Origin of the sequence: Salinicola sp. MH3R3-1 (genome assembly GCF_001937155.1) — a bacterium.
Classification (GTDB): domain Bacteria; phylum Pseudomonadota; class Gammaproteobacteria; order Pseudomonadales; family Halomonadaceae; genus Salinicola; species Salinicola halophyticus.
In genome coordinates this window covers 175,419-187,885 of record NZ_MSDP01000018.1, presented here as the reverse complement: position 1 = coordinate 187,885, position 12,467 = coordinate 175,419, and the positions used below count along the sequence as shown (strand labels likewise).

At 61.0% G+C, this 12,467-nt stretch carries 10 protein-coding genes; 9 read left to right on the top strand and 1 reads right to left on the bottom strand.

Translation table 11 applies throughout. The annotated features are described in order from the left end of the window. The first annotated feature begins 99 nt into the window (after positions 1-99). The 8 genes from BTW08_RS12085 (at position 100) to BTW08_RS12050 (ending at position 8,586) form a co-directional block, all read left to right on the top strand. The gene (locus BTW08_RS12085; RefSeq protein WP_075562768.1) at positions 100-894 is read left to right on the top strand and encodes a thymidylate synthase; all 795 of its coding nucleotides are present in this window, start codon (positions 100-102) and stop codon (positions 892-894) included. Beyond that, complete coding sequence (locus BTW08_RS12080) at positions 891-1,448, top strand: dihydrofolate reductase (protein WP_075562767.1); 558 nt, start codon at positions 891-893, stop codon at positions 1,446-1,448. Before BTW08_RS12085 ends, BTW08_RS12080 begins: the two co-directional genes overlap by 4 nt. A gap of 104 nt (positions 1,449-1,552) precedes the next feature. Further along, entirely contained in the window at positions 1,553-2,530 is a 978-nt protein-coding gene (locus BTW08_RS12075) for a ProQ/FINO family protein (RefSeq protein ID WP_075562766.1), read from the top strand. A gap of 444 nt (positions 2,531-2,974) precedes the next feature. After that, positions 2,975-4,126 carry a porin gene (locus BTW08_RS12070; RefSeq protein ID WP_075562765.1) on the top strand — a complete coding sequence of 384 codons (1,152 nt, stop codon included), beginning with the start codon at positions 2,975-2,977 and terminating at the stop codon, positions 4,124-4,126. 418 nt (positions 4,127-4,544) lie between these two features. Continuing rightward, positions 4,545-5,657, top strand: coding sequence for an extracellular solute-binding protein (locus BTW08_RS12065; RefSeq protein WP_075562764.1), 1,113 nt, complete (start codon positions 4,545-4,547; stop codon positions 5,655-5,657). 97 nt (positions 5,658-5,754) lie between these two features. Next, positions 5,755-6,891, top strand: a complete 1,137-nt coding sequence (locus tag BTW08_RS12060; protein ID WP_075562763.1) for an ABC transporter ATP-binding protein — start codon at positions 5,755-5,757, stop codon at positions 6,889-6,891. Further along, positions 6,872-7,759 (top strand): ABC transporter permease, encoded by an 888-nt coding sequence (locus BTW08_RS12055; protein WP_075562762.1) that lies wholly within the window; start codon positions 6,872-6,874, stop codon positions 7,757-7,759. Before BTW08_RS12060 ends, BTW08_RS12055 begins: the two co-directional genes overlap by 20 nt. Positions 7,760-7,785: 26 nt before the next feature. Then, positions 7,786-8,586 carry an ABC transporter permease gene (locus BTW08_RS12050; RefSeq protein WP_075562761.1) on the top strand — a complete coding sequence of 267 codons (801 nt, stop codon included), beginning with the start codon at positions 7,786-7,788 and terminating at the stop codon, positions 8,584-8,586. Between the two features lie 38 nt (positions 8,587-8,624). Here BTW08_RS12050 and plsB read toward each other — a convergent pair whose 3' ends face one another. Beyond that, entirely contained in the window at positions 8,625-11,045 is a 2,421-nt protein-coding gene (plsB, locus tag BTW08_RS12045; protein ID WP_075562760.1) for a glycerol-3-phosphate 1-O-acyltransferase PlsB, read from the bottom strand. A gap of 199 nt (positions 11,046-11,244) precedes the next feature. Here plsB and BTW08_RS12040 point away from each other — a divergent pair, with 199 nt between their 5' ends. Further along, a complete protein-coding gene (locus BTW08_RS12040; RefSeq protein ID WP_075562759.1) occupies positions 11,245-12,372 on the top strand; it encodes a phosphatidylserine/phosphatidylglycerophosphate/cardiolipin synthase family protein in 1,128 nt (375 codons plus the stop codon). Positions 12,373-12,467: the final 95 nt, after the last annotated feature.

Below are 12,467 nucleotides of genomic sequence, written 5' to 3'. Positions count from 1 at the left end.
GGATGTCCGGCGCGGCGGGTGTTTCCGCCGCGCGGGGTAGAATAGACTTTGACTGGCTCGTTTTTCTGGACGAGCGACATAATTGAAAGGAACGTGCCCATGCGGCCCTATCTCGACTTGATGCAACGCGTGCTCGACAGCGGCGTTGAAAAAGCCGATCGCACCGGCGTCGGTACGCTCAGCGTGTTCGGCCATCAGATGCGCTTCGATCTGCGCGAAGGGTTCCCTCTGGTCACCACCAAGAAACTGCATCTGCGCTCGATCATTCATGAACTGCTGTGGTTTCTGCGGGGCGACACCAATATCGCCTATCTGCACGAGCACAACGTCTCGATCTGGGACGAGTGGGCAGACGCCAACGGCGATCTGGGGCCGGTCTACGGCTATCAGTGGCGTAGCTGGCCGACCCCCGAGGGCGAGCATATCGACCAGATCGCCAAAGTCGTCGAGCAGATCCGGCGTAATCCGGACTCTCGCCGACATATCGTTTCGGCCTGGAATCCCGCGTTGGTCGACGAGATGGCGCTGCCCCCGTGCCATGCGCTGTTCCAGTTCTACGTCGCCAACGGCCGCCTGTCCTGCCAGCTCTATCAGCGCAGCGCCGATATCTTTCTCGGTGTGCCGTTCAACATCGCAAGCTATGCGCTGTTGACCCATATGATCGCGCAGGTCTGCGGTCTCGAGCCCGGCGAATTCGTCCACACTTTCGGCGACGCGCATCTCTATCTCAATCATCTCGAGCAGGCGCGGTTGCAGCTGTCGCGCGAACCGTTGCCGTTGCCGACGCTGAAGCTGAATCCGGCGATCGATGATCTGTTCGATTTCCGCTTCGACGACATCGCCATCGAAGGGTATGAGTCCCATTCCGCCATTAAGGCGCCGATCGCCGTATGACCAACATGACGCCTTCTTCGCCGCTGGAAACGCCGGTCGCCATGATTGCCGCAATGTCACGTAATCGCGTGATCGGCGTGGGCAATCGCCTGCCGTGGTATCTGCCGGAAGATCTCAAGCGTTTCAAAGCCATCACGCTGGGCAAGCCGCTGGTGATGGGGCGCAAGACGTTCGAATCGATCGGCCGGCCGCTACCGGGACGGCTCAATATCGTGATCACACGCGATGTGCATTATTTTCACAAGCGCCATCATGAGGGTATTCGGGTCTGCCACTCGTTGGACGAGGCGCTGCAACTCGCCGATCATCAGGCGTTGATCGACGCCGCCGATGAGATCATGGTAATGGGCGGGGGAGAGATTTATCGGCAGGCGTTGGCTGGGGCCGAGAGGCTTCATCTCACCGAGGTCGATGTCGAGATCGAAGGCGACGCTTACTTTCCGGCGTTCGAGCGCTCGCAGTGGGACGAAGTGGAACGCGTCACGATGGCGTCGCAGCCGGACCAGCCGAACTACGCTTTCGTCGAGTATCGTCGATCGCACGAGTCTGGCTGAGTCGACGAAAGAATGGTGCTTCTGAGCGGGATCGAGCGGCTGACGCCAGGATAAGCGCCAGCATGTCCCGGTGTTGATTGAGAGGACTTGAGAGGAGTTGTGCCGTGTTGACGGATCGAACACAGGCGCTCCTGGCTGCCATCGAGCACCAGGTCGAAGCGGGTCAAGCCGCTTTGGAAGCCGAGAAAGAGCGATGCAAGGCATTGGAGGCGGAGAATCGAGCCCTCAAGGAGCGACTGCTTGCACTGGCGGAGCTGGATCCCCTGATGGTCAAGGGGCAAGACCATAACGAGGACCCTGATGGAGGCACCCGCGTTCGGGGTCTGGGCAATCTGGCGTTCAGGCGGCCTCGACCGAAGCCGGATGGTGCCCCCCATGCGCAGCCGAGTCGCCAGGCACATGCCGTCTCCCCGTTACAGCGACTGACTTCCGCCTCGCCCCACGATAAGGCCTTCGCGCTTGCCGTATCGTCCCAGCCCGAAAAGGACTTGGCGAAAGTCTCGCCTCCAACGCATAGCGACGATGGGGACCAATCCCCGGCAATTCATGACGAAGGGGGCAGTCCAGCTAATGCTGTTTCGGACAGCGCTGCTTCTGAGCAGACGAGATCCGAATCGGTTTCTGCCGACACCACGGCGAACGGGACGGGCGATGAACCTCCGCAGAGTTCACTTGCATTCGGTGCCGAGCACGACGCACCGTCTCCGCACACGCTGCTCGCGCAGTGGTACAAGCGTTATCCCAAGGCCTTTTTCAAGGGGCATACGCGGCCGCTAAAGACCGGCATTCACCTCGACCTTTGCGATCTCGAGCCCTGGCCGGAAAAGCTGGTTCGGCGGGCATTGGCCTGTTATGTGCATTTGCCGCGCTATATGAAATCGGTTCGAGAAGGGGCGCGGCGGGTCGATCTGGCGGGAGAGGACTGCGAGGTCGTCACTGACGAAGAAGCCAAGCACGCCAAGCGACAGTTGGAAGCGCTGCAGAAGAAACAGAAGATACGTGAGACCCAGCAGCGCTCGGAGAAATTGGATCGCAAGATCGGGGCGCTGCTCGCCAAGCACGGTCAGAATTCTCCGGAGTGAGGGCCGTGGTGATGTCGGTAGTTACGGGGCCAGAAGATAGGTAGGCGCGTTGAACTTTGGTCTTGGGTGGAAGAAACGGGATGGCCGACGGACGTTCGCTCTTGTGCGTTCTCTCACGTCTTCCAGGTGGAGCATTTCAGGCGCATCGCCCACGAGACGGCTGTTTGCGCGGGATTGCGGCGTTTGAAAAGCGCTTAGAGTGACGGCTGGCGAAGGCGTAGAGGAGGAAATGGACGGTTCGCGCAGGCAACGAAAACAGTGTTTTTTCTTGTTGCGTTCCACCAAAGCCCAGTATAAGGTTTGCCTTGCGAGCATTGGACAATAACAAGGCTTTCGAGTTCCGCAGCCGTCATTCGTTCGCATGACGATGCTGGTTGAAGGTGCCGAAGCCGACTGCATCTGCAGACACGATCGAACAGTAAGCTAGTTAAGGAACCTATCGCGATGAAAAAGACGCTCTTAGCGACTGCTATTGCTGGTGCCCTGGGCGCCTCCGCCGCTGCCCAGGCAGCGACTGTCTACAACCAGGACGGCACGCAGCTCGACATCTACGGCAACATCCAGATCGCCTATAAGTCGATCGAGACTGGTAACTATGGTGGCCCCGACGGCCGAATCACTGGTTCTTCAGCTAAAGACGAAGTGTTCGACAACGGCTCGACCATCGGCTTCTCTGGCCAGCACATCATCAACCCGGGTCTGACTGGTTACTTCAAGGCTGAGTTCGAGCACAATGCCGATGAAGAAAAAATCGGCAACGGTCTTGGTAACGGCGACCAGTCTTACCTGGGCCTGAAAGGCAACTTCGGTGACGCCCGTCTGGGTTCTTGGGATCCGCTGATCGACGACTGGGTCCAGGATCCGATTTCCAACAACGAATACTTCGACAACACCGACTCGACTCGTGATCTGGGCGGCCTCTACGGTTACAACACTGCAGATAATGTTGACCGTGAAGGCGACAAGTTCCAGTACATGTCACCAGTTTGGGCCGGCCTGCAGTTCGCCATCGGCACCCAGTACAAGGGCGATGCAGAGGATGACTTCAATGTTGATGGTTACACCAACAACAACGGCTCCAATGCGTCATTCTTCGGTGGCCTGAAGTATGCCGTGGGCGCGTTCTCTGTCGCAGCTGTTTACGACGACCTGAACAACTACAAGCTGGAGAACGATGCTACTGGCGAGAACTCCGAGGCCAAGGCCTACGGCTTGACCGCTCAGTACACCATCGACACGCTGCGTCTGGCTGCGAAAGTCGAAGACACCGACATGGACTACAACGGCGATAGCGGCGACATCATGCGTTACGCTGTCGCAGCACGTTACGGTTACGCCCTGTCCGATAGCTTCGCTGGCGACATCTACGGTTCCTACCAGTACGTCGATGCCGATACAGAAGTTGCAGCGGCCACCAACCGTGGTGCGATCAACTCTGACGGTGACTACGCTGGCGATGACTCCTTCAATGAGTTCATCCTCGGCGCGACTTACAACATCTCGCCGGCGATGTACACGTTCGTTGAAGGTGCGATGTACGGTCGTACCCATGATACCGGTGATGGCGTCGCGGTAGGTGCTGTCTACAGCTTCTAAGCTGATACCGATGTGAGCGGCTTGCCGCTCACTCGAGCGAAGCCGGCCCTTTTGGGGCCGGCTTTTTAATGCCTGGAATTTACCTTCGCCAAGAAGGCGTGCTTTCCTCGCCGCCTTGCTAGGCTGTTCTCATCTCATCTCATCTCATCTCATTCCTTTCAATCTAATCCCGTGCGACTTTCCAATCCCGACATCCGGCCCCGGGCTCGCCTTGGTCTAGGTGTCATTAGCGTCACGGGCTGGTAATCTTCTGTTGAGCGGGCGTTCAATAATCCGGGTTTGGTGAAATAGATCACCGGCGCCGATCATCAATGGATAACGTCACGCTGTCGTAACAGGTCTGTCGTACAACAACACTTTCCGCCGATCGGGATATGTCAATCCAGACGGGGAATCGACAAACAACAGGAGACCTTCGATGACCTTTTCCCGTCGTCGTTTCTTGCAGGGCGCTGCGGCCATCGGTGCCGCCGCTTCGGTACCGTTTTATATTAATCGTGCCTGGGCTCAGGATCAGCCGCTGCGTATCTACGCCTGGGCGGGTTATTTCAGCGATGAAATGCTGGCGGACTTTACCGCCAAGACCGGGATCAAGGCGACCTTCACCCCTTATGGCACCAACGACGAACTGATGAATTCGCTGCGGGCCACCGATGGTTCAGGCTTCGATGTCATCATGCCTACCGTGGATCGCGTACCCGGCTACCTCGATTATCAACTGATTCAGCCGCTGGATACGTCGCGTATTCACTGGGATGGCTGCCTGGAAACCGCGATGAAAGGCTCGGAAACCGGCGGCGTCATCGATGACAAACGTTATTTCGCGCCCTCCGACTGGGGCACCGAGGCGATCGCCTACAACACCCGCTATACCGACATCGATCGTTCCCAGCTGAGCTACGCCGATTTGTGGAATCCCGATATCGGCGCCGGCGTCACGGTACGTGCCCACTCTGCGTTGGTCGGCATCGGATTGTGGCTGGAGTCCCAGGGCAAGCTGCCGCGACCCTTGCTGGAATCGTTCAAGACGGAGGAGGCCATGCGCGCCAACTTCGATGTCATTCTGGCCGAGGCGCTCAAGCACAAGGACATGGTCATCCAGTTCTGGTCGACCGAAAACGAGGCTCAGGGCGCCTTCCGCACCAACGGCGCGCTGATCGGCCAGACCTGGGACAGCACCGCTTTCCGGCTGCAGAGCGAGGACGAACCGATCGCTTTCGGTGCCCCCAAGGAAGGTGCCCTGGCGTGGATGGAAGGTTTCGTGATCCCGCAGAACGCGCACAACGTCGATGCGGTTTACGAGCTGATCAACTGGTACTACACCCCGGAGGCCGGGGCGATGTTCGTCAAGTCCACCGGCTACAACTCTACGGCGGTCGGCGCCGAAGACCTGCTGCCGGAAGCGAGCCGGCAGTTCTTCAAGGATTCCTACACCCAGCAGGATCTGGACAACCTGTGGTGGTGGCCGGTGCAGGATCCCTGGTACGTCGCACTGCGCAACGAGTATCAGGATCGTTACCTGTCGGCATGATCGTGGCTCTCGCCGAGCGATACCCCGTGTTCGATGACGCGGGGTTTTTCCGAGGGTCAGTCGATACCCGCTATCGACAACATTCGAAGAGGGCGTCATGGACGGTCGCGTATCCCTGAGCCAGGTCGCCATGCGATTTGGCGACTTCACGGCGATTCAGCCGACCTCGCTGGATATCGAGTCCGGCGAGTTCTTCAGCTTTCTGGGTCCTTCCGGTTGCGGCAAGACCACGCTGCTGAACATGATCAGCGGTTTTCTGACGCCCAGCGAGGGTAGCGTTGCCATCGGCGGGAGCGACATGACTCGGGTGCCGGTCAATCGTCGGCCCACCGCAATGATCTTCCAGAATCTGGCGCTTTTCCCGTTGATGAGCGTTTACCAGAACATCGAGTTCGGGCTCGAGGTGCGGGGTATCGATCGGCAAAAACGTCGTCAGAGAGCCGATGAGCTGCTCGAACTGGTGGCGTTGACCGGCAGTGGCGACAAACCGGTGGCCGAGCTATCCGGCGGCCAGAAGCAGCGCATCGCCATTGCGCGCGCGCTGGCGGTAGAGCCGCGAGTGCTGCTGCTGGACGAGCCGCTGTCGGCGCTGGATCTCAAGCTGCGCCAGCACATGCGGATCGAACTCAAGGCGATACAGCGCAAGACCGGCATTACCTTCATCTATATCACGCACGACCAGGGCGAAGCGCTGACCATGTCCGACCGGGTCGCCGTGATGTCGGAAGGACGAATCCAGCAGGTTGCCGATCCGATGACGCTGTATCGCCAGCCGCAGACCGATTTCGTGGCCAGTTTCGTGGGCGAGAACAATCGCTTTCCGGGCCGGGTCATGGCGGTGGAGGGCGAGCTGGTGACGCTGGATGCCGGGCTATCGGCACCGTTATACGGGCGCTCCACGATGCCGCTCGAGCCCGGCGATCCGGCGACGCTCTACATTCGCCCGGAGCAGTGGCGCGTTGGGCCGGCCGCCGATCGGCACCAGCCGCTGGGCGGCGTGATCCGGAGCGAGCATTTCGAAGGTGCGTGGTTGACGCTGGAGATCGCTCTGGACCGGGGGCCGACCATTCGGGCGCAGGTGCCCCATCTGACGCCCGGTGCGGATGTCGAGGTGCCGCTTGTCGTTGGCAGTGCCTGCCGTCTGGACTATTCGCCACGGGAGGCGGTCGTCCTGGCGGGTGCGGTGCACGAGCCGACGAATGAGGAGACGGTCGATGTGGCAGCAACTGCGTAGACGCTTCGGCGTGCCGCTGGCCGTGGCCATCGTTTCACTGCTGGGGATCTGGCTGATCGCCATGGTGCTGCTGCCGCAGTGGCAGATGATCGATTATTCGTTTCATCCCTCGCTGCTGCCGTCCGAGCGCGGGGGCGTGAAGGATGTCTGGTCGCTGACCAACTACGCCACCTTTTTCCATAACGACATTCATCTCGCGATCTTCCTCAAGACGATCTGGTCGAGCGTGCTGGTCACCGGGCTGACGCTGATTGTCAGCTATCCGCTGGCCTACTACCTGGCCAAGGTCGCCACGCCGGGTCAGGCGGCGCTGTGTCTGCTGCTGCTGATCATCCCGTTCTGGATCAACGAGATTCTGCGCACCTTCGCCTGGTACATCATCTTCGCGTTCAAGGGGCCACTGAATGAACTGCTGCTCGCCCTGGGTTGGATCGATCGACCCATTCGCTTTCTCAACGGCGACACCGGCGTGCTGGTCGGCATGGTCTACGCCTATATCCTGTTCATGGTGTTTCCGCTCTACAACGCCATCGAGAGCCTGGATACCAATCAGATCCGGGCCGCGCGGGATCTCGGTGCGGGCTGGGGCCGTACCCATCGGCGTATCGTCATTCCCCACGCCAAGCCGGGTATTGCGACGGGCTGCATCATGACCTTCATGCTGGCGGCGGGCAGTTACGCCGTGCCGGCGCTACTCGGCTCGCCGGGCAGCCGCTGGTTCACGCAGATCATCTACAACTGGTTCTTCGAGGGCGGGGACTGGAATCAGGGGGCGGCCTATGCCTTCCTGCTGCTGGTCCTGTGCATCGTCTTTGTCACTGTCATCATGCGAGTTTTCAAGGTCGGTCTCGGCGACATCGCTAAATAGACCATACCAAACAGGAACAGCGCTTCATGAGTTCTTCGCGATTCTTCTCCTGGGCGCTCAAGGCCTACCTGCTGGTGTTCTTCGTCTATCTGTTCCTGCCGTTGGTGATCATGGCGGCTGCCACCTTCAACGAGAGCCGCTTCCCCACCATCACGCCCTGGACCGGCACGACACTGCAGTGGTTTTCGGCGCTGTGGGCCGATAGCGGCATGTGGAGCTCGCTGGTCAACAGCCTGATGGTGGCGGTCGGCGTGCTGTGCCTGGCACTGCCGATCGGCATTGCCAGCGCGCTTTTCCTGACCACGGTCGACGGCCGGGGTAAATCCTTCATCTATGCTCTGATCCTGTCGCCGTTGCTGACCCCGGGAGTGATCATCGGTATCTCCACGCTGATCTTCTGGCGCGGCTGGGGCCTGAATGGGGGGATCGCGCTGACCGTCATCGCGCAGAGCGCCTTTATCGCCGCCTACGTCATGCTGATGGTCGCGGCACGGCTACAGCGCTTCGATCGCACGCTGGAGCAGGCGGCGCTCGATCTTGGCGCCAGTCAATGGCAGGTTTTTCGGCGAGTATTGCTGCCTTATCTCAAGCCCGCGATTCTGTCGGCCGCGGTGCTGGCGTTCCTGCAGTCGCTGGAGAATTACAACACCACCCTGTTCGTGGCCGGCTATGACACCACGCTGACGATCTATATTGCCTCCAAGGTCCGCACCGGCTTGACGCCAGCGGTCAATGCGCTGGCGTTGCTGATGATTCTGTTCACGGTCGGGCTGGCGATGATCTATGAGTTCAAGCGACGACGCGAGGCTGCCAGGCGTCCCGGCTGATACCCGTGGCGTTCGGTGTAGCGCCTGCTAAAAATTGACTACTGGCGCGTCAACCGGACTAGGCGATGCCGCAGTTCGGGGTCGAACAGGGCACGGCTGCGCCTCTGCAGGCGGATCAGGGGTTCATCATAGACGAGGTGTTCATCCTCGACGCGTAACCACGACTGCTGCTCCAGCGTATCCAGCAGTCCACTGAATAGCCGTTTGTCGAAGAATTCCGGCGCGTTGAGTCCGGACAGCAGCGTCAAACGTTCGGCAAGCTGACGGCTGTGCTCTTCCAGGCCTTCCCGAGTCAGTTCTCCACTGGGGTAGCGCAGTAACGAGGCCAGCAGCAGGTAGGCGCGCTCCAGCGTGGGCTGTACCGGCTGCCCCAGCAGTCTCAGATGTTCGCTCGCTTCCAGATGCCCTGGCTGCCGACGCCAGCCGTTGTCAGTTGCCTGCAGCAGGCCTTCCTCGGTCAGCACGGCCAGAGTGTCTACCAGGCGTTGACGCGGATCGTCGGGCGGGGCGAAGTAGAGTTCGTGGGCCAGCAACGGCCAGGCCGGCGACAGCAGCGTATCGAGATCGTCGAGAGAAAAGGCGGCATTGTTGCGAAAGGCGAACGCCACCAGCCCCAGATGCATGAATAGATGCAGTATGTTGTTGCGATACCAGGTCAGCAGCGTTGCCTGCTCCGGGCTTGCGCTGATCAATTCGCCCAGTGCCTGGGGCTGGCGGTTGACGAAGCCGAGAGTCACCGCGTGATCGATCCAGTCGACCGGCTCTCCGCTCGGCAGCTGGCAGCGTTGGCTGCCGGGCAGGTTGCGCTGCAGTCTGACCAGCAGGCCGACATGGTTGACCAGCAGATCGGATTCGATGGTGTGGTGGGGCGTCGCCAGCAGCGTTATCGCCACCAGCGAGACCGCATTGAGGCTAGCGGCGTCGTTGATCCGACGGGCCAGGGTTTGCCCGAGCCTGGGTACGGCTCGATTGAGCCACTCCGGTCGCGCCGACACGGGTTCGTCTTGCCACTCGGGTACCGTTTCATTAAGAAATTGCGCCAGCGACAGGGGCTCTCCCACGCTGACCGTGACGCGGCCATGGGGCTCGCGCAGGTGCTTCAGAATGCGCAGCAGGTCGAGAGGTGATTCTTTCTTCTTCTTGCCACCGCGCAGTTCCCGCAGGTAGCTGTTGCTCTCGAGTACTCGTTCGTAGCCGACGTAGATGGGCACGAAGGCGACGTCACGAATCGCGTCCCGCGCGAACGATCGCAGCGTCATCGCCAGCATGCCGGGGCGGGGCGACAGCATCCTTCCGGTTCGCGAGCGGCCACCCTCGATGAAATATTCCACCGGATGACCGCGGGCAATCAGGCGGTGCAGGTACTCGTTGAAGACGGTGGCGTAGAGTCGGTTGTCCTTGAAACTGCGACGCAGGAAGAAGGCGCCGCCGCGACGCATCATTGCGCCGATCACCGGCATGTCGAGATTGCGGCCGGCGGCGATATGCGGCGGCATCAACCCTTCCCGATAGAGCACGTAGGAGAGCAGCAGATAGTCGATATGGCTGCGATGGCAGGGGACGTAGATCAGCGTACGCTCGCCGGCGATCGCCTTGACCGCGTCGAGGCCGTGGACGTCGACGCCATCGTAGAGACGATTCCACAGCCGCTTGAGCAGTTCATAGAAGAAGCGCAGCGCCGGATACGACATGTTGGAGGCGATTTCCCGGGCGTAGCGTTCCGCACGCTGACGTTCGCGCGCCGGCGTGCTGCGATTGGCCTCGACCGCTTCGAGCACGGCCTCACGCACCGGCCGGCTGTCGACCACGCCGCGCATCAGCGTGCGATGGTGGGAGATGTCCGGCCCCAGCACCCGGGCGCGAATGCGTCGAAAATGAACGCGCAGCACCCGGGCAACCTTGCGCTGATTCAGCGTAACGGCAGGGTCATCGATCAGCGGTCTCAGCCGAACCGGCGCGCCGAAGTGCGCTTCCAGATGGCGACCGTTGACAGCCACCGACAGCAGCCGGCGTAGTCTTCCGCTCCAGGCCCAGTCGTCCGCCGCCAGCATCTTCCAGAAGCCGAAGTCCTTGCCCGGCGCGCGGCTCCAGAACACGCTGACCGGCACCAGCTGCGCGTCGAGCGTGTCGTTGCGCTCGAGCGCCTCCATCAGTTGCTCCAGATGAGTCGAGTGCTGACCTCGAATCTCGCCGCGATGGCGGCGCAAGCGCGGCAGGGCAAAGCAGGCGGGCAGATCGAGCTGCCCGATCGAGTGCCGCCCGTCAGCGTCGGGGAGATCGAGATCGCGACTCAGGCGCTCGACGGCAATTTCGTCGGTCAACGACGGGTGAGCGATGACGTAGAACGTCGGCAGCGTGGCGTCGAGCTCGAAGGGCTCCGGCTCGATCAGACGAAACGCCAGCCAGCGATCGAGTACGCGGCTGACGAGGCGATGCCACAGTCGTTGAGGTTCGATCATCGGCGTTGAATTCCCATCACGATCGTGGGAGCTCCATCAGTGCCAGCATCTAGGCGTCTCCCGCAAACGCCTGAGTATAGCCATATCAACGTCCGACAGCGATGGCCCCCGCAATGGCGTCCTCGGCGCCCGATCTGACAGGCTTTCCTTGGGACCGTAAACGTGCGTCAATCGGGAGCGATCAAGGAGACGGCGGTTCATGCAAGCAACATGGAAAGATGGCAACCGGTTCGAGCTGCTGCCGGAGGGCAAGCGGTTCTGGCCGGCGATGCGCGAAGCCATCGATGGTGCCCAGCGGCATCTGTGGATCGAACTCTATCTGATGGAGTCAGGCGAGCTGGCCGATCGCTTCATCGGGGTGCTGACAGCGGCGGCCTCTCGCGGGGTCGAGGTCAAGCTGATGCTCGACGGCGTGGGCAGCATGGGGCTATCGCGCGGCGATCGCCAGCGGCTGCGAGAGGGTGGCGTCGAGTTGCGGTTCTTCAATCCGTTATCGGTGACGCGGCTCGGCGGCAATCTGATGCGTGATCACCGCAAGCTCGTGCTCGTCGACGGTACGATGGCCTTTACCGGCGGTTTCGGTATTGTCGACGAATTCGTCGACGCCTGGTACGAAGTGGCGGTACGCGTTCAGGGCCCGGTGGTCGAAGACTGGAGGCGACTGTTCGCCCAGGTCTGGAACTCCCCCCTGACGCGGGGTGGACAGACGAGAACGCGCCTGTCGACAGAGTTACCCGATCGACATTCGCCGCCCGAAACGGTCGCCGGCGGCAGGCGCGGCAGGGCCATCTGGGGGCGGGGACATCGCTATCAGGCAATTCGGGTGTCGCTGCAGGGCCGTATCAACACGGCCGATCGCCGGCTCTGGCTATGCACGCCCTATTTCGTGCCGACATTGAGTCTGCGTCGGGCGCTGGCGCGCGCCGCGCGCCGCGGCATCGATGTCCGCCTGCTGCTGGCGGGCGGTCATCATGACCATCCCGGCATCCGCTACGCCGGGCAGCGGTTCTACAACCGGTTGCTCAAGGCCGGCGTCAAGATCTACGAGTTTCAGCCCACGTTCATCCATGCCAAGTTCAGTGTCGTCGACGACTGGGTCTCGCTGGGTTCGTGCAACTTCGATCACTGGAGTCTGCAGTGGAACCTGGAAGCCAATCAGGAGATCGATGACGCCGGCTTCGCTGCCGAGGTCGCCCAGCTGTTCGAGCGTAACTTCGCCGCCAGCCAGCGTATCGATGCCGCCAGCTGGGCGCAGCGCGCGTGGTGGCGACGCGCGCGCGAGTGGCTGTTCGGCACGCTCAATGCCTGGGTGACACGTCTCAAATAGCCCGGAATGACAAGTGCCCCGGAATGACAAGTGCCCGGTGTGACAAGTGGCCCGGAATGACAAGTGGCCCGGAATGACAAGTAGCCCGATGTGAC

Bases quoted from the DNA above. Each gene is read 5' to 3' on its own strand.
- BTW08_RS12085 (WP_075562768.1), top strand. From the start codon at position 100: ATGCGGCCCTATCTCGACTTGATGCAACGCGTGCTCGACAGCGGCGTT.
- BTW08_RS12080 (WP_075562767.1), top strand. From the start codon at position 891: ATGACCAACATGACGCCTTCTTCGCCGCTGGAAACGCCGGTCGCCATG.
- BTW08_RS12070 (WP_075562765.1), top strand. From the start codon at position 2,975: ATGAAAAAGACGCTCTTAGCGACTGCTATTGCTGGTGCCCTGGGCGCC.
- BTW08_RS12065 (WP_075562764.1), top strand. From the start codon at position 4,545: ATGACCTTTTCCCGTCGTCGTTTCTTGCAGGGCGCTGCGGCCATCGGT.
- BTW08_RS12060 (WP_075562763.1), top strand. From the start codon at position 5,755: ATGGACGGTCGCGTATCCCTGAGCCAGGTCGCCATGCGATTTGGCGAC.
- BTW08_RS12055 (WP_075562762.1), top strand. From the start codon at position 6,872: ATGTGGCAGCAACTGCGTAGACGCTTCGGCGTGCCGCTGGCCGTGGCC.
- BTW08_RS12050 (WP_075562761.1), top strand. From the start codon at position 7,786: ATGAGTTCTTCGCGATTCTTCTCCTGGGCGCTCAAGGCCTACCTGCTG.
- plsB (WP_075562760.1), bottom strand. From the start codon at position 11,045: ATGATCGAACCTCAACGACTGTGGCATCGCCTCGTCAGCCGCGTACTC.
- BTW08_RS12040 (WP_075562759.1), top strand. From the start codon at position 11,245: ATGCAAGCAACATGGAAAGATGGCAACCGGTTCGAGCTGCTGCCGGAG.